Here is a 16,779-nt window from a genome sequence, read left to right as displayed (position 1 = left end):
CAATGACGACGGTGTTTCAATGCGTCGTCGCCAGCGCTAGCCTGCGCCGACATGTCCCGCCTCCTGTCGATTCTGGTCGTTCTCGCGCTGGCGTCCTGCAATGCCGCCTTCGACAGCGACCAGCAGCGGCTGTGCCGGCAGGCGATCGTCCCCAACAACGCACCTGATGCCCGGATCGTGGTCGAGGCGCCGGAGCCCGGACTGCGTCCCAACACCCTGCGCATCCCCTATCTGATCGAAAGCTGGGGCGGGCGGCCGCAACGGCGCGTGATCGACTGCCTGTTCGCCGGCGAAGGCGTCGGAGCGCAACGCGGCGCGCTGATCGGGATCGCGCTCGACGGCGAGCCGATGCCCGATGCAAGCTTCTATCTGCTGCGGCGGTTCTATCTGGAAAACCGCCAGGAGCCGCCGCCGGATCCGGGCGCGGCTGCGTCCGAGACGCTGCCCGAGGTTTCCCCGGCGCTCGCCTATGGGCTGCAGCAGGGTTTGAGCGCCCTGCCCTCGGCGGCGATCTACGCCCTGCTCGCCTGCTCCTATGCGCTGATCTACGGGCTGACCGGGCGCATCATCCTGAGCTTCGGCGAGTTTGCGGCGCTCGGGGCGCTGTCCTCGGTCGTCGGGGTGGCGCTGGTGCTGTCGCTGGCGGTCTCGACGCCGGCCTCGGGGTTGTTCATCGCGTTTGGCGTCGCACTCGCGGTGGCGGCGTTCCACGGCTTCGCGATGGGGCGCTTCGTGCTGCGCCCGCTCGCTCGCGCCAACGGCCAGCAGGTGCTGATCGCCACGATCGGGCTCTCGATCGCGCTATCGGAGTATCTGCGGCTGGCGCAGGGGCCCGATCTGCGCTGGCTGCCGCCGGTGTTCAACGAGCCCTGGTCGCTGGCAAGGGCCGGAAGCTTCATCGTGACGACGACGCCGCTGGGCCTGGCGGTCGCGGCGGCGGGGCTTAGCGTCACGCTCGGGATCGTGCTGCTGATTTGGCATTCGGGCTATGGCCGGGCGTGGCGAGCGGTCTCCGACGATGCGCGCACGGCGGCCTTGTTCGGCGTCGATGCGCGGTCCGTGCACGACAAGGCGCTGATCCTGGCCTGCGCCGCCTGCGGCATGGCCGGCGTCATCGTCACCGTGATCTATGGCGGCATGGGATTTGCCGGAGGCTTCACGCTGGGATTGAAGGCGCTGGTGGCGGCGATCCTCGGCGGCATCGGCTCAGTCGGCGGTGCGGCGCTGGGCGGGCTTTGCATTGCTGCCTTCGAGGTGGTCTGGTCTTCGACCATGCCGCTGGAGCAGCGCGACATCGCCGTGTACACGCTGCTCGCGGCGGTGCTGATCCTGCGCCCGGGCGGGTTCTTCGGTGATGGCGCGCTCGCGCCGAGACAGGTCTGAACGGAACACGCCGATGAGCGAGCCCTTCGCGATCACCCCGCAGGACATCGAGGAGGCCGCCGGCCGGATCCAGGGCCATGTGCTGCGCACGCCGCTGGTGCCGGCGCCACGCCTGTCCGACCTCACCGGCGCGACCGTTCTGGTGAAGCACGAGAACATGCAGGCGACGGCCTCGTTCAAGGAGCGCGGCGCGGTCAACAAGCTGCTGACGCTCGACGCGGATGAGAGGGCACGCGGCGTCATTGCCATGTCGGCCGGCAACCACGCCCAGGCGGTGGCTTATCATGCGCGCCGCTTCGGCATCCCGGCGACGATCGTGATGCCCGAGACGACGCCGCTGGTGAAGGTCGAGAATACCCGCAGCCACGGCGCCCGCGTCGTGCTGCATGGCGAGACGCTGTATGAATCCGCCCAGAAGGCGCGCGAACTGGCGCAGGCCGAGGGGCTGGTTTTCGTCCACCCTTACGACGACGCCGCGGTGATGGCGGGACAGGGCACGATCGCCCGCGAGATGCTCGACGACGCGCCCGATCTCGACGTGCTGATCATCCCGCTCGGCGGCGGCGGGCTGATGGCCGGCAATGCGGTCGCGGCGAAGGCGATCAAGCCCGCGATCGAGCTGATCGGGGTCGAGGCCGAGCTTTACCCCTCCTTCTACAATGCGGTGAATGCCGAGGATCTCGACGTCGGCGGAGCGACGCTGGCGGAGGGCATCGCGGTCAAGACGGTGGGCGTGCAGACGCTGCCGATCGTCTCCAGCCTCGTCGCCGACATCGTGCTGGTCGGCGAAGACCTGATCGAGCGTGCGGTCAACGCCTATGCCTGCCTGCAGCATACGCTCGCCGAGGGCGCGGGCGCGACGGGGTTGGCCGCGATGCTGAAGGAGCCCGCGCGCTATGCCGGCCGCAAGGTCGGGCTCGTGCTCTGCGGCGGCAATATCGATACCCGCCTGCTCGCGGCGATCATGGTGCGCGAACTGGAGCGAGAGGACCGCATCATCGCCTTCCGCCTGACGACAAGCGACCGGCCGGGCCTGCTCGGCAAGGTGGCCAGCCTACTCGGGGACGAAGGCGCCAACATCCTGGAGGTCAGCCACGGCCGACTCTTCCTCGACGTGCCGGCCAAGGGCGTGACGCTCGACGTCACCGTGGAGACACGCGGCGCCTCGCATTCGCAGGCGATCGAGGCGGCCTTGCGCACGAACGGCTATGCGCCGCGACGAATTCTGCCGCGGGGTCTTGTGGAACCGGGTCGCTGATCAAACATTGTTGCTGCGGCGCGGGTTTCGCGCCTTCCGGAGCAGATCGTGACCCCGATGAGCGACACCCGTTACAGCGCCTCCCCGATCACCCCGATCGAGCAACGGCCCGTGCAGGACGTCAGCGGCGTGCTGGGCTCGCGCGTTTTCGCCTGGATCGGCGACATCGTCGTGGTCTTCATCCTGAGCTCGCTCCTGATTTTCGCGATCACCGTGCTCGGTGTGCTGACGCTGGGACTTGGTTGGCTGTTGTTCCCGGCGGTTGCTGCGACCGCGTTCGTTTATGCCGCCATCACCATCGGCGGGCGCAGGCAGGCGACCTGGGGCATGCGGATGGCTGGCCTGCGGGTCGAGACGGTCAATGGCGGGCGGCCCGACGCACTGGCCGCCGCCGTGCACGCGCTGCTGTTTTACGTCGCGGCCGGCACGGTCGGGCTGTGGGTCGTCGATATCGCCTGCGGCTTCGTGCGCGCCGACCGGCGGCTGGGGCATGACCTGCTGACAGGCTTGGTCGTGGTAAGGGCCTGACGGGGCGCAATGCGCTTGTTGCAGCGGCCGCAGCGCTTGCTACACTACGCGCAACCACCTTGTCCGGAGCGAGCCGAACGTGACGCGACCGTTGCGGGATGCCCCGCAATTCTATCTGACGTCGCCGACCGCGTGCCCCTACCTGCCCGGGCGCGAGGAGCGGAAGGTGTTCACGCATCTCGTCGGCGCACGGGCGCGCGACCTCAACGACGTGCTGAGTCATGGCGGATTCAGGCGTTCGCAGAGCATCGCTTATCGCCCCGCCTGCGAGATCTGTCGCTCCTGCGTCTCGGTGCGGATCTGCGTCGACGACTTCAAACCCTCGCGCAGTTTCCGGCGCGTTCTCGACCGCAATACCGACCTGATCGGCGAAGCGCTGCCGCCGCAGCCGCGTTCGGAGCATTATTCGCTGTTCCGCTCCTATCTCGACGAGCGCCATCCCGAAGGCGGCATGGCAACGATGTCGGCGCTCGATTTCGCGATGATGGTCGAGGACACCCATGTCACCACGAGCCTGATCGAGTATCGCAGGCGGGGTCCCGACAGCCGCTTCACCGGCCATGGCGTCGGCGACCTCTTCGCCATGGCGCTGACCGACACGCTGAATGACGGGCTGTCGATGGTCTATTCGGTGTTCGATCCGTCGCTGGAGGCACGTTCGCTGGGCACCTTCATGGTGCTCGACCATGTCGCCCGCGCGCGCCAACTCGGCCTGCCTTACGTCTATCTGGGCTACTGGGTCGATGGCTCGCCCAAGATGGCCTACAAGGCGCGCTTCCTGCCGCAGGAGCGGCTGAGCCCGCAGGGATGGGACCGCGTGGACTGAACGCCGCGCCGCGGCGACGGCCTGCCGCATTTCAACCGATTGAAACGCAACGGGGCCGCGCGAAAAACGGGCTTGCGGCCCGGCGGTGATCTTCGCACTCTGGCGGCAACGGTCGAGACAGGCCTGCCCCGGAGGAACCATGAGCCAAGAGCTGACGACTCGCCTGGAGCGCTGCTACACCGGCATCATCCATGACGTGATGCGCGCGATGGGGCTGACCGACTTCACGCTGCCGCCCGCGTTGCGCCCACTGCTGCCGGGCACGAAGCTGGCGGGCCCCGCTTTCACGGTGGAGGGCAAGACCGGCGAATTCGACGCGCATGAGACGCTGCTGGGCTGGACCGGCCTGCTCTCGGCGGCCAAGCCCGGACATGTCTGGGTCTGCCAGCCCAATACCGAGGAGGTCGCGCTGATGGGCGAACTCTCGGCCGAGACACTGAAGAACAAGGGCGTGCTCGGCTGCGTCATCGACGGGCTCTCGCGCGACACCGAATTCATGATCGAGATGGGCTTCCAGGCCTTCTTCAAGGCCTATACGCCGCGCGACATCGTCGGATTCTGGCTGCCCAAGGCGATCGACGAGCCGATCAAGATCGGCGACGTCTGGATCAGGCCGGGCGACTATATCCTCGGCGACCGCGACGGTGTGGTGCGCATCCCCGTCGAGGTGATCGAGGAGGTGCTGGAGAAGGCCGAAACCGCGATCTCGACGGAGAACCAGGTTCGCACCGCGATCCTGTCCGGCATCGATCCGCAGAAGGCCTATCTCGAATTCGGCAAGTTCTGATGGACGCGCACGACCCGCGCCTGATCCTGCTCGACGCGGGCGACAACGTCTTCGTCGCGCGAATGCGGCTCAAAGCCGGCGAAGCCGTGCCGGGCCGACCGTGCTCAACCGGGGAGGCGGCAGGCTGAAAGCGGCCAGCCTACCAGTCGCCCTATAGTAACCTTTGTTCATGCTCTTGTGCGACATTCGTCGCGCGAAAGCGCCTTAAGTCGCCATTAGTCAGGCTTCGGGCAAGCTTCCCGCGCTTCAATGCCGGCTTGGGGGCCAGATGCTGCACGCCTTGTTTCAACTTGCTGCGGAGACGTCGTCGGAAGCGCGCCGGCGCCTGCTGCACGCCGTGACGGATCTGTTCTTCTACGATCCCGAGCCGACGGTGATGTCGAAGCATCATTATGGCGAGATCGCACTTCGGTCGCTGCCCCATCTCGACACCGATGCGCGCCAGACCTATGCCGACGAGGTCGCAGGAGAACCCCATCTGCCGCGCGCCGTCGCCAATGCCCTTGCCGGCGATCCCGAGAGCGGCGTCGCGCGTCTCGTGCTGCGGCTGTCGCCGGTCCTGACCGACGGCGATCTGGCCGCCATCGCCCTCAACCAGTCGCAAGGCCACCTCACCGCGATCGCGGAGCGCGCGCGGATCCCGGAAAGTGTCACGGAAATCCTCGTCGAGCGCGGCGACCACGGCGTGCTCAAGACGGTCGGCGGCAATGAGGGAGCGGCGTTCTCGGATACGGGCTTCGACCGCCTGCTGGAACGCGGCCGGCGGGAACTCGACATCCCCCGCGCCATCGTGGTGCGCTCCGACCTGACGGATGACAGGGCCGAGCGCGTCATGCGGATGCTCGCCGAACTCGGCGAAGTTCAGGACCTCGAGCTCAAACCTGTCAGCGAAGCCGCCTCGATGGCGCGGCAGGCGCGCCAGCAGCGGCTCGAGGTGACGCTTCTCATCGACGATCTGGCGCAGAAGACTCGCGCGCTCGACAGCGTGCTGATCATGCTCGCGGAGGAAGACCGCGCCTATCATCTCGTCCAGGTCATCGCCCAGACGGCCGAGATCCCGGTCGAGCATGTGTTGCGCGCTCTGCTGCGCCGCGATGCCAGCGGCATCGCACTGGCATGTCGGGCCCTGGACGTCAGCGTTCCCGCCTTCGCCGCGATCCTCGAACTGCGGGCCCGACGCCTGATGTTCGCCAAGAACGCGGTCGAGGACAATCTGCGCCATTACGCAAAGATCGACGTTGCGGCGGCCGAACGCGCGATGCGTCACATCCGCATGAAGGCCAAGGCCGGCAGAGCCTAGCGTCGGCTGAGTTTGGCACCATGACCGCATATCGACCGAGCGCGATGATCACAGCCGACGAAGATCAATCCCGATCTTAAAGCTAAATCAAGCAGCGACCACGTAACTTGTTTCACGAATTTGGCCTGGGGGCTTCATGCTGCATTCCCTGACCCGGATGCCCGCCGACATGTCGCCGGATTCGCGCCGGCAACTGCTCAATGCCGTCACCGACCTGTTCCTGCTCGATGACGACCCGACGGTGCTGGCCAAGGAGCACTACGGCGAAATCGCGGTGCATTCGCTGTCGCGCCTCGAAGCCGATGACCGCAAGAGCTATGCCGACCAGGTCGCGGCGGTGCCGAGCCTGCCGCACGAGGTCGCGACGACGCTGGCCAGCGATGCCGATGCCGATGTCGCGCGCCTCGTGCTGAAACTGTCGCCCGTTCTGACCGACATCGATCTCGCGGCGATCGCCGTCAGCCAGTCGCAACGCCATCTCGTCGCCATCGCCGAGCGCGTCCAGCTCTCCGAGAGCCTGACCGAGATCCTGGTCGAGCGCGGCGACAATAACGTTTTGCAGACGGTCAGCTCCAATGAAGGCGCGCTGTTCTCCGACACCGGCTTCGACAGGCTGTTGCAGCGCGGCGGCGACGATGCCGCGGTGGCGTCCGCTCTCGCGGGTCGCTCCGACCTCACGCCGGGCCGGGCGCAGCGCGTGCTGCGCATCGTCGAGCAGATGGGTGACGGCGCCGTGCCGCCGAACTCGCGGATCACCGACGCCCAGGCGCTCGCGCGTCAGGCGCGCCAGCAGCGGCTCGAGGTCAAGCTGCTGCTCTCGGACCTCGCCGCCCGGACGCGGGAGCTCGATGACGTGCTGATCATGCTGGCGGAGGAGGACCGCGCCTATCATCTGGCGCAGGTGCTGGCGCAAGCCGTCGACATCACGACCGAACGCGCCTTGCGCGTGCTGATGCAGCGCGATGCCAGCGGCATAGCGGTCGCCTGCAAATCGCTTGGCGTCGGAATGGATGCGTTCCGTGCCGTCATGGCGCTGCGCGAGCGGCGGCTGCTGTTCTCCTCCAACGATATGGAGGATGCACTGAAAAGCTACGCCAAGCTCGACGCAGCCTTCGCCGACCGCACGCTGCGCTTCCTGAAAGTGAAGACCAAGCTTGGCTGAGGATCGGACCCGGCCACAAATCCGCGACAATCGAGCGCCCATCTGCTAGCCTATTACGAGATGGCGACGAGGATGGCTTCGACGTGAGATTTCCGCTTCTATCCGGTGCGGCCTGCGCCATCGCTTTGAGTGCGAGCGGCGCGCAGGCGCAGCTTGCCCTGCCCTTCTCCGGTTTCGACGCCCTGCCCTCCTTCGCTTGGGCGGAGCCGACGCTGGCACCTGGCGGCGTGAAATGGGACGGCTCCTATGCCCGGATCTCGACGGGTTTCCATGTGACGAGCTCGAAGCGGCTGGGAACGAACGCCGGCCCGACTTTCGGGCTCGAGGCCGGGACGATGCGGCGCGAGGGCAATTTCGTCTATGGCGTGGTCGGTGCGCTCGAATACATGCCGGCCGTCGGCGGCTACGGCACGCCGAGCTTCAACAGCATCGCCCTGACGCGGGACTTCGCCGGTGCCTTCCACATCAAGACGGGCGTGCTGCTGGCCGAGAACCTGCTTCTCTACACCAAGGTTGGGGCGGCAGCGGCCAACGAGACCCTGCGCTTCGGCGCGACTTCGTTCTCGCAGCCCTTCTCGCGCAGCGACATCGCGGTCAGGCCGGAGGCGCGGGCGGGTGTCGAATGGGCGGTGACGAACAATCTGACGCTTGGGCTCGAAGTCGGCGTGGTTGGGCAGGCGATCCGGTGAAGTCGCCCTGACGGCTGGCTTCATGGGCCTCGCAAACTGATTCTGCGGAAGACCGCAACAGCCTGATACATATCGTGGTTCTGGCCGGCCGCCCCTCGGCAGCGCCGCCTTCTTCCCTTCTCCCCTTGCGGGAGAAGGTGCCCCGGCAGGGGCGGATGAGGGGTTTGGATGCGCTTTCGAAGGGTGGAGATGAGACAATTTGAGGTCCGGCTGGCGGCCTGCGACCCCTCATCCGCCAGCGCTTCGCGCTGCCACCTTCCCCCGCAAGGGGGGAAGGAAGAGCCCTACCCGCCGAACCTGTTGTTCTTCGGAAAACCCTTCGGCGGCAGACGGCCGGCTTCGCCGCGATGGCCGAGCCATTCCATCAGTTCTGTCTGCGCCACGGTCCAGGTCCGCCCCGAGGTGTCGCGCCAGGTCAGGCCGTCCGCCAGCTTGAAGACTTTTGCGTCCGAGACGCCGCCATCCTTGTAGCGCTGCAGGCGCACGCCCTTGCCCCGCGCCATCTCTGCTACCTCCGACAGCGGGAAGCAGACCAGCTTGCGGTTCTCGCCGATGATCGCGACATGATCGCCTTCGGCAGGCGCCGCCAGCAGCGCCGCCACCGGCGCCTCGACATTGAGCACCTGCCGACCTTTGCGGGTGTTGGCGACGACGTCGTCGGTCGGGGCGACGAAGCCGCGCCCGTCGGTCGTGACCATCAGCAGCTTCAGGCCGGGGCGATAGGGGAAGGCGGAGACGATCTCGGCGGTCTCCTCCAGCTCGATCAGCAGGCGGATCGGATCGCCGAAGCCGCGCCCGCCCGGCAGTTTCGAGGCCTCCAGCGTGAAGACCTTGCCGTTCGAGGCCAGGACGAGCACCTTCGCGGTCGTCTCGGTGAAGAACGCCGTCTTCAGCGTGTCGTCGCTCTTGAAGGTCAACGTCGACTGGTCCTGGACATGGCCCTTCAACGCCCTGATCCAGCCCTTCTTCGAGATCACCACCGTCACCGGCTCGCGCTCGACCATGGCCTGGGCCAGGTCGATATCGGTGGTGTCGGGCATGTCGGCGAAGGTGGTGCGGCGCTTGCCGATCGCGGTCTCGGGGCCAAAAAGCTTCTTCACCGCGCGGATGTCGTGCGAGATCATCTTCCACTGCGTCGCATCGGAGGCGAGCAGCCCTTCGATCTGGCCCTTCTCGACGGTGAGTTCGTCGAGCTCGGTCTTGAGTGCCATCTCCTCGAGCTTGCGCAAGGCGCGCAGGCGGGTGTCGAGGATCGCGTTGGCCTGGATCTCGGTTAGCTCGAAGAAGCGCATCAGCTCGATCTTCGGCTCGTCCTCCTCGCGGATGATTTTTATGACCCGGTCGAGGTCGAGATAGACGATCAGCAGGCCGCGCAGGATCTCCAGCCGCTTCTCGATCTGCCCCAGCCGGAAGCGCGAGCGGCGCAGCAGCACGTCGCGGCGATGATCAAGCCAGGCCCGCAGCGCCTCGTTCAGGCCGAGCACGCGCGGCACCAGCCCACCGGTCAGCACGTTCATGTTCATCGAGAGGCGCGATTCCAGCTCGGTCAGCCGGAAGAGGGATTCCATCATCAACGTCGCATCGACGTTGCGCGCGCGCGGCTCGATGACGACCCGGATGTCCTCGGCCGATTCGTCGCGGATATCGGCGACAAGTGGGAGCTTCTTCTCGTTGAAGAGTTCGGCGATCTTCTCGATCAGCCGGCCCTTCTGGACCATGTAGGGGATCTCGGTGACGATCACGACCCAGGTGCCGCGGCCGAGATCCTCGACATGCCAGCGCGCCCGGGTGCGGAAGGCGCCGCGCCCGGTGCGGTAGGTCTCGGCCATCGAGGCCTTGGTCTCGACGATGATGCCGCCTGTCGGGAAATCCGGTCCCTGCACGAAGGTCATCAGCTGCTGCGACGTCGTATCGGGGTGCTGGATCAGATAGAGCGCGGCGTCGCAGAGTTCGGCGGCGTTATGCGGCGGGATCGAGGTCGCCATGCCGACCGCGATGCCCTGCGAGCCGTTGGCGAGCAGGTTCGGGAAGGCGGCGGGGAGCACGATCGGCTCCTCGTCCTCGCCATTATAGGTCTCGCGGAAATCGACCGCGTCCTCCTCGATGCCGTCGAGCAGGAGGCGCGCGACCTCGGTCATGCGCGCTTCGGTGTACCGGTACGCGGCGGCGTTATCGCCGTCGATATTGCCGAAATTGCCCTGCCCGTCGACGAGCGGATAGCGCTGGGCGAAGTCCTGCGCGAGGCGGACCAGCGCGTCGTAGACCGACTGGTCGCCATGGGGGTGGAATTTGCCGATGACGTCACCGACGATACGGGCGCATTTCTTGTGGACCTGGCCGGGGTCCAGCCGCAGCAGCCGCATCGCGTGCAGGATGCGGCGATGCACCGGCTTCAGCCCGTCGCGCGCATCCGGCAGAGCGCGGTGCATGATGGTCGATAGCGCATAGGCCAGATAGCGTTCCTCGAGCGCCGTCTTCAGATCGATGCGCTCGGATTCGTCCTCCGGCGGCGGATCGACCGGCTTTCCCATTGCTTGCCTACCTCGCTCACGATTCTTTGCGCCGTCTCTATCGCACGGCGCGAATCACGCGACTACAAGGATGCAGCCCGGTGTCCACACGTAGAATCGACCGATACGGGCCTAAAGCACACCGCGGAGCGACGCCATGCCGAACCACGAACACAGCGCAGGAACCGCGGCATGTGCCCTGACCGGGCGAGCCCTGCCGCGGCAAGAGCTGGTCAGCCTCGATGCGCTGCGGCCGGCGCTCGCCGATGCGATCCGCAGCGACCATCCCGAACTGCCGGCCCATGCGCTGATCGGCCAGGACCAGGTGGCGCTCTACCGCTCGCGCTATGTCAACGCCATGCTGGCGAGCGAACGCGGCGAGATGAGCGAACTCGACAAGCAGGTGGCCGAAAGCCTCGCCCGCTCCGAGCTGATCACCAGCAACACCGATGACGAGATCGATCGCGACCGGACCTTCGGCCAGCGTCTCGCCGACAGCGTCGCGACCTTCGGCGGCAGCTGGGCCTTCCTGATCTCGTTTGGCGTCGTCATCGCCTTCTGGATGGCGATCAATATTCTCGGAGCCACGAGCTTCGACCCCTACCCCTTCATCCTGCTCAATCTGCTGCTGTCATGCCTGGCAGCCGTGCAGGCGCCCGTCATCATGATGAGCCAGCAGCGCCAGGAGGCGAAGGATCGAGCCCGCTCGCGCAACGACTATCAGGTCAACCTCAAGGCCGAGCTCGAAATCCGCCATCTGCACGAGAAGATGGACCATCTGGTGAACCGGCAATGGCAGAGGCTTGCCGAAATCCAGGAGGTCCAGATCGAGTTGCTGCAGGAACTCCGCAGCGCTCAGACCTCGGACGCCAAGGATGCGCGGGCGGCGATCTCGACCAGCCGCGCCCGCTCCGGCGGCTCGCCCAAACCGCGCGGCTCCAAGACGTAGCGACGCAGGAAGAAGCCTGTAAGTGCAAAGCCTGCCGCGATGTCGGCAGCGCCAGGCGCGCGCGCCCCCTGCCCCTCACTGAGAAACGCCGGCAGCGGAAGCAGCCGGTCGAGATAGGGAGCGGCTTCCTTGCGGCTGACCGCCTTGCCCGATTTCGGCGAGACATGGCTGAGATCGTCGGGTGAGCCGGTGACCGCGCATCGCGTCAAATCGAGGCCGAAGCCGAGTTCGGCCAGCATCGCGATCTCGAAGCGCACCACCAGCGCCGGCGCCAGGCCGAGTTCATCGAGATGCTGGATCAGCACCGTCAGCCCCTCGTGCAAAGCGGGATGGGGATCGCGTTCCGGCAGCAGGCGCAGCAGGGCTGCGATCGTCGCCAGGCCATAGAGCGCGACCGGGGCCTCGATCAGCCTTGCCGCATGGGATCGCAACAGCTCGACCTTGTATTCGCCGAGATGCTCGTCGAGGCGCGCCCGCCAAGTCAGCAAGACGGCGTTTCCGGGCTGGAGCACGGGCTGCTGCTTCGAGGAGCGACCGCCGCGCACGAGACCGAGATGGCGGCCGTGGCCGGCCGTCATCACCTCGAGGATCACCGAATTCTCGCCATGCTGGCGCGCGCCGATGATCGTACCCTGGTCGGTCCATTCCATGGCTCGCTAACCGAGCTGGCGCGAGGACGCGCGCCTACCCAACCACCCGCTCCACCCGGCTGATCACGCGCTTCTCGCGCAATTCGCTGATGATGGCGCTGAGATGCTTCAGGTCCCAGACCGTCAGGTCGATGGTGACGTCGGTGAAGTCCGCGTTCGGCCGGTTCATCGCGACGGCGTCGATATTGCCGTCGTGTTCGGCGATCGTCGTGGTGATCTGGGCGAGCGAGCCGGGCTCGTTGATCGACTTCAGCATGATGCGGGCGGGGAAACGCTGCGGCGCCTTGTCGTCGAGATCCCAGCGCACGTCGAGCCAGCGGTCGGGTTCGTTGTCGAAGGCTGCAAGCGCCGTCGACTGGATCGGATAGATCGTGACGCCCTCGCCTGGCGTCAGGATGCCGACGATGCGGTCGCCGGGCACGGCGCCGCCATCGGGCGCGAAGCGCACCGGCAGATCGCCGCCGAGGCCCCTGATCGGAATCGCGTTCGGTTCATCGGACGACTCGTCGGCGAGCTTGAATTTGAGGTTGTCGCCCCTGGGCAGCCCAAACCAGCCCTTGCCGTTGCCGGTTCCGGCGCCGACGGATTTCGGCTCCGGCGCGCCCCGCTTCTCGAGTTCGAGGTCGGGATAGACCGCCTTGACGACGTCGCCGGAATACATCTCGCCACGGCCCACCGCCGCCAGCACGTCGTCGACGGCGGTGCGGGCGAGCCGTCTCAGCGCGGCCTTGAGCTTTTCGTCGGTGAAGGGGCGCTCGGCGCGCTGGAAGGCCCGCTCCAGGATCTGGCGGCCAAGGCCGGCATATTGCCGGCGCACGGCGGTGCGGGTGGCGCGACGGATCGCGGCGCGGGCCTTGCCGGTGACGACGAGCGATTCCCATGCGGCGGGCGGAACCTGGCCCTCGGCGCGGGTGATCTCGACCTCGTCGCCATTCTGGAGTTCGGTCAGCAGCGGCGCGATGCGGCCGTTGATCTTGGCGCCGACGGCGGTATTGCCGACATTGGTGTGGATCGCATAGGCGAAATCGATCGGGGTCGCGCCGCGCGGCAGGGCGATCAGGCGGCCCTTCGGCGTGAAGCAGAAGACCTGGTCGTGGAAGAGTTCGAGCTTGGTGTGCTCCAGGAACTCCTCGGGGCTGTCGCCCTCGGCCAGGAGATCGACCGTGCGCCTGAGCCATTGATAGGCCCGGCTCTCATCGGCGAACTGCGTGAGTTCGGCGGCCCGGCCGTCCTTGTAGTGGGCATGGGCGGCGATGCCGTATTCGGCGATGCGGTCCATCGTGTCGGTACGGATCTGCAGTTCGACGCGGCTGTGGCCCGGCCCGACGACGGTGGTGTGGATCGAGCGATAATCGTTCTGCTTGGGCGTCGAGATGTAGTCCTTGTAGCGGCCGGGCACCATCGGCCAGGTCATGTGGACGATGCCCAGCACGCGGTAGCAATCCTCCGGCTGGGCGACGATGACGCGGAAGCCGAAGATGTCGGAAAGCTGCTCGAAGGAGACCGATTTGCGCTCCATCTTCTTCCAGATCGAATAGGGACGCTTGCGTCGGCCCGAGACATCGGCCTGGATGCCGCGCGCGGCAAGCTTGTCCTTCAGGTCCTTCTCGATCGCGCCGATGACCTTGCCCTCGCGCTCGGTCACCTCCTCCAGCCGTTTGGTCACCGTGGCGTGGGCCTCGGGCTTGATGTGGCGGAACGCCAGTTCCTCAAGCTCCTCGCGCAGCTCCTGCATACCCATGCGGCCGGCGAGCGGGGCGTAGATCTCGGCCGTCTCCTCGGCGATGCGCAGGCGCTTCTCGGGCGCCATGTAGTGCAGCGTGCGCATGTTATGCAGCCGGTCGGCGAGCTTGACCAGCAGGACCCGGACGTCGTCGACGATGGCGAGCAGGAGCTTGCGGAAGTTCTCGCCCTGGGCCGCCTTTTTGGAGACGAGATCGAGCTTCTTGATCTTGGTCAGCCCGTCCACCAGCCGGCGGATATCGGGGCCGAACATGCTCTCGATCTCTTCGAGCGTCGCTGCCGTGTCCTCGACCGTGTCGTGCAGGACGGCCGCGACGATGGTGGCGTCGTCGAGCTTGAGATCGGTGAGGAGTGCCGCGACTTCGAGCGGATGGGCGAAGAACGGATCGCCTGAGGCGCGCTTCTGCGTGCCATGGGCGCGCATGGCATAGACATAGGCCCGGTTGAGCAGGTCTTCGTCGGTGTTGGGGTTGTAGCTCCTGACCCTGTCAACGAGCTCGTATTGCCGCATCATGCCCATACGGGCTCTTGCCTCGCCTGCTTGTTGTCCGCCGCCCTGTCAATATCGGCGCCGCGGCGACCAGCGGCAAGGCGAATATCGGCATTGCCGGCATGAAAAAGCCCGGCAGGGCCGGGCTTTAGCAAATCGAATGAAGATCTTGATTCAATCGCTGCGAATGCAGGATCAATCCTCGTCGTCGGCGCTCTCGGTCGGCGGCACGAGGCCGTCGAGGCCACGCAGCAGGTCGTCCTCGCTCATGCGGTCGAACTGGACTTCCGAATCGGGAGTCGAAGCGCTCTGACCGGGAGCCGCCAGCAGCGGCACGGTCTCGGCCTCGGGCTCGTCGACCTCGACATGCTTCTGCAGCGAATGGATCAGGTCTTCCTTCAGATCCTCGGGCTTAAGCTTCTCGTCGGCAATCTCGCGCAGGGCGACGACCGGGTTCTTGTCGTTGTCGCGGGCGACCAGGATCGCCGAGCCGGACTGGATCATGCGGGCGCGGTGGCTCGCGAGCAGAACCAGCTCGAAGCGGTTATCGACCTTGTCGATGCAGTCCTCAACGGTAACGCGAGCCATGGGGCGGCTCCTTCTGATCTTGGCGATGCAGGGGGATATGGTTGGCCCCGGCCTTACAGGCAAAGCCGGGGGGATGCAAGATTTTGCTGCCCCCGCGGCAGCGACCTCAGCCCGCGCCGCGCATCCGGCCGACCAGTTCCTCCAGAAGGGGCTCGCGCGCGCCGGCGACTTCCGTCCGCAGCCCGGCCATGGCCGGCAGTTCGGCGGGCTCCAGCGTGGCGAAGCGCATCCGCATCGTCGTCGCTACGCCCTCTCCAAAGGCGATCGCTTCGCGATTGCCGATCGAGGAGAGGAAGTTGATGGTCGAGGCCGAGGCGTCGGCGATGGCCGCGCGGATGATCTGCTGGTCGCGCTCATTGGCGAGGCGCATTGCGAAGATCGTCGAGCATTGCGACAGGATGGTCGAATCGAGTTCGCCCGGGCGCTGGGTCACGATGCCGAGATAGGCGCCGTATTTGCGGCCTTCCTTGGCGATGCGGGCGATGGCCTGGCGTGTCGGCGCGAAGCCTTGGGCCGGGTCGGAGGGAACGTAGCGATGCGCCTCCTCGCACAGCAGCAGAATCTCGTAGCCACCGCGGCTCGCCATGGCGAGATCGAAGGCTATGCGAGCCAACACCGAGGCCACGGCGTTGACGACCTCCGCGGGCAGGCCGGCGAGCTGGAACACCGTGATCGGGCGGCCATGCTGGGGAATGCGGAAGATTTGGCCGATGACGGGGGCCATCGTCTCGTTCATGTTGGCGCGAGCGAACATGAAGCCGTAGCGCGGATCGGCATAGAGCGTCTCGACGCGGACCTTGAGCGAGCGCAACGTGGCACGCGGATACCGGATCTCGTGCAGGCCGGTCAGTTCGTCGAGAACCGCGAGCGCATCGGTCATGCGATAGGGCGTCGGTGCGTCGGCCGAGCTTCCGAGCTTGTCCGATGGCCGCCATTCGGCAGCGACATCAAGCGGGCGCTTCAACAGCGACGAGCCGAGGTCGCGCGCCATGTCACGACTGGAGGGCGCGCGATAACGCGCTCGGGCCATGCCGATGACCTCGCGCAGGATATCGGCCTCGTCCTCCAGCGGCGTGCGCCCGCGAAAGACGACATCGGCGAATTCCTCGACGCGGAACATCCAGAACGGCAGATCGAGGCGCTCGGCATCGATCACCACGCTCTTGTCGGGAAAGGCGCTGGCATATTCGTTATGGGGATCGAGTACCAGGACGCGCAGCCGCGGCTTGACCGCGATCGCCCGGCGCAGCAGCAGCGCGACCGCGCTCGACTTGCCGACGCCCGTGGTGCCTAGAATGGCGAAATGGCGCGACAGCATGTCTTCCATGCAGATGGTCGCAGGGATGCCGGCGTCCTGCGTCAGTTCGCCGATGTCGATGCCGGCCCGGTCGCCGAGATCGTGAACGAGGGCGAGGTCGCCGGCGCGGATGCGATGCGCGATCGTGCCGATGGGGGGGTAGGTGCTGATGCCGTTCTGGAAGCGCGTGACACCGGCAGGGCTCTCTGCGACCTCGCCGAGAAGTTCGACGTCGACATGGACCGCATTCTCGGCATCGTCCTGCCAGCGGTTCTCGACGGCGCGCATCTGGAAGACCAGGCCGACCACACGCGTGCGGCCGAGGTTGATCGAGATCATGCGCCCGATCGTCCAGGTGTCGGGCCCGAGACGACCGGCGGCGGAGACTGTCGAGGCGATCGTGGCGCGCGAACCATCGCAGGAGATCACGCGGCCGAGAACGCGATCGGCATCCTGCGCCACATCGCGCCGCTCGACCGTGCTCGTGTTCTCGAAAGCCGCCCTGTTGACTGCCAGCTGCACGATATCGTCCGCCTTTCACCCACCCCGTCGCACCGGCAAGCTAGGCGCAAGCCGTTGATGATTGCCTTCGGCGCATGACGGCGCGAGGAGAGCCTGC

Annotated in this window: 15 protein-coding genes; 10 read left to right on the top strand and 5 right to left on the bottom strand. The window is 66.5% G+C overall.

Going from position 1 to position 16,779, the window contains the following annotated elements:
- Positions 1–51: 51 nt before the first annotated feature.
- The 9 genes from AXW83_RS03675 (at position 52) to AXW83_RS03640 (ending at position 7,933) form a co-directional block, all read left to right on the top strand.
- Positions 52–1,383, top strand: coding sequence for a branched-chain amino acid ABC transporter permease (locus AXW83_RS03675; protein WP_066610743.1), 1,332 nt, complete (start codon positions 52–54; stop codon positions 1,381–1,383).
- Positions 1,384–1,396: 13 nt separating this feature from the next.
- The gene (locus AXW83_RS03670; protein ID WP_066610741.1) at positions 1,397–2,641 is read left to right on the top strand and encodes a threonine ammonia-lyase; all 1,245 of its coding nucleotides are present in this window, start codon (positions 1,397–1,399) and stop codon (positions 2,639–2,641) included.
- A 57-nt stretch (positions 2,642–2,698) separates the two neighbouring features.
- Positions 2,699–3,169, top strand: a complete 471-nt coding sequence (locus AXW83_RS03665) for an RDD family protein (protein ID WP_066610739.1) — start codon at positions 2,699–2,701, stop codon at positions 3,167–3,169.
- A gap of 79 nt (positions 3,170–3,248) precedes the next feature.
- Positions 3,249–3,995: an arginyltransferase gene (locus tag AXW83_RS03660; protein WP_066610737.1), complete on the top strand. Its 747-nt coding sequence runs from the start codon at positions 3,249–3,251 to the stop codon at positions 3,993–3,995.
- A 139-nt stretch (positions 3,996–4,134) separates the two neighbouring features.
- Complete coding sequence (locus tag AXW83_RS03655; RefSeq protein ID WP_066610735.1) at positions 4,135–4,782, top strand: RraA family protein; 648 nt, start codon at positions 4,135–4,137, stop codon at positions 4,780–4,782.
- Positions 4,782–4,910 (top strand): hypothetical protein, encoded by a 129-nt coding sequence (locus AXW83_RS28010; RefSeq protein ID WP_257722112.1) that lies wholly within the window; start codon positions 4,782–4,784, stop codon positions 4,908–4,910. Before AXW83_RS03655 ends, AXW83_RS28010 begins: the two co-directional genes overlap by 1 nt.
- A gap of 140 nt (positions 4,911–5,050) precedes the next feature.
- Positions 5,051–6,082, top strand: coding sequence for a DUF2336 domain-containing protein (locus tag AXW83_RS03650; RefSeq protein WP_066610732.1), 1,032 nt, complete (start codon positions 5,051–5,053; stop codon positions 6,080–6,082).
- 136 nt (positions 6,083–6,218) lie between these two features.
- Positions 6,219–7,244: a DUF2336 domain-containing protein gene (locus AXW83_RS03645; RefSeq protein WP_066610729.1), complete on the top strand. Its 1,026-nt coding sequence runs from the start codon at positions 6,219–6,221 to the stop codon at positions 7,242–7,244.
- A gap of 83 nt (positions 7,245–7,327) precedes the next feature.
- Entirely contained in the window at positions 7,328–7,933 is a 606-nt protein-coding gene (locus AXW83_RS03640) for an outer membrane protein (RefSeq protein ID WP_066610727.1), read from the top strand.
- Positions 7,934–8,217: 284 nt separating this feature from the next.
- Here AXW83_RS03640 and parC read toward each other — a convergent pair whose 3' ends face one another.
- Positions 8,218–10,464 carry a DNA topoisomerase IV subunit A gene (gene parC, locus AXW83_RS03635; protein WP_066610726.1) on the bottom strand — a complete coding sequence of 749 codons (2,247 nt, stop codon included), beginning with the start codon at positions 10,462–10,464 and terminating at the stop codon, positions 8,218–8,220.
- A gap of 136 nt (positions 10,465–10,600) precedes the next feature.
- On the opposite strand from parC, the gene AXW83_RS03630 reads away from it, so the two are divergent.
- A complete protein-coding gene (locus AXW83_RS03630) occupies positions 10,601–11,392 on the top strand; it encodes a DUF1003 domain-containing protein (protein ID WP_082766921.1) in 792 nt (263 codons plus the stop codon).
- Here the strand turns inward: AXW83_RS03630 and recO are convergent.
- The 4 genes from recO to AXW83_RS03610 all read right to left on the bottom strand — a co-directional run bounded on the left by recO (position 11,299) and on the right by AXW83_RS03610 (position 16,682).
- Positions 11,299–12,042, bottom strand: a complete 744-nt coding sequence (recO, locus tag AXW83_RS03625; protein ID WP_066610724.1) for a DNA repair protein RecO — start codon at positions 12,040–12,042, stop codon at positions 11,299–11,301. The two genes, AXW83_RS03630 and recO, sit on opposite strands and share 94 nt — an antisense overlap.
- Positions 12,043–12,076: 34 nt before the next feature.
- Positions 12,077–14,299 carry a RelA/SpoT family protein gene (locus tag AXW83_RS03620; RefSeq protein WP_066619759.1) on the bottom strand — a complete coding sequence of 741 codons (2,223 nt, stop codon included), beginning with the start codon at positions 14,297–14,299 and terminating at the stop codon, positions 12,077–12,079.
- A 171-nt stretch (positions 14,300–14,470) separates the two neighbouring features.
- Positions 14,471–14,863, bottom strand: a complete 393-nt coding sequence (rpoZ, locus tag AXW83_RS03615) for a DNA-directed RNA polymerase subunit omega (RefSeq protein WP_066610723.1) — start codon at positions 14,861–14,863, stop codon at positions 14,471–14,473.
- 106 nt (positions 14,864–14,969) lie between these two features.
- Positions 14,970–16,682 carry an ATP-binding protein gene (locus tag AXW83_RS03610; protein WP_066610722.1) on the bottom strand — a complete coding sequence of 571 codons (1,713 nt, stop codon included), beginning with the start codon at positions 16,680–16,682 and terminating at the stop codon, positions 14,970–14,972.
- Positions 16,683–16,779 lie beyond the last annotated feature (97 nt).

It is taken from the genome of Bosea sp. PAMC 26642, assembly GCF_001562255.1.
GTDB lineage: Bacteria > Pseudomonadota > Alphaproteobacteria > Rhizobiales > Beijerinckiaceae > Allobosea.
This window is presented reverse-complemented; position numbering and strand designations above follow the sequence as displayed.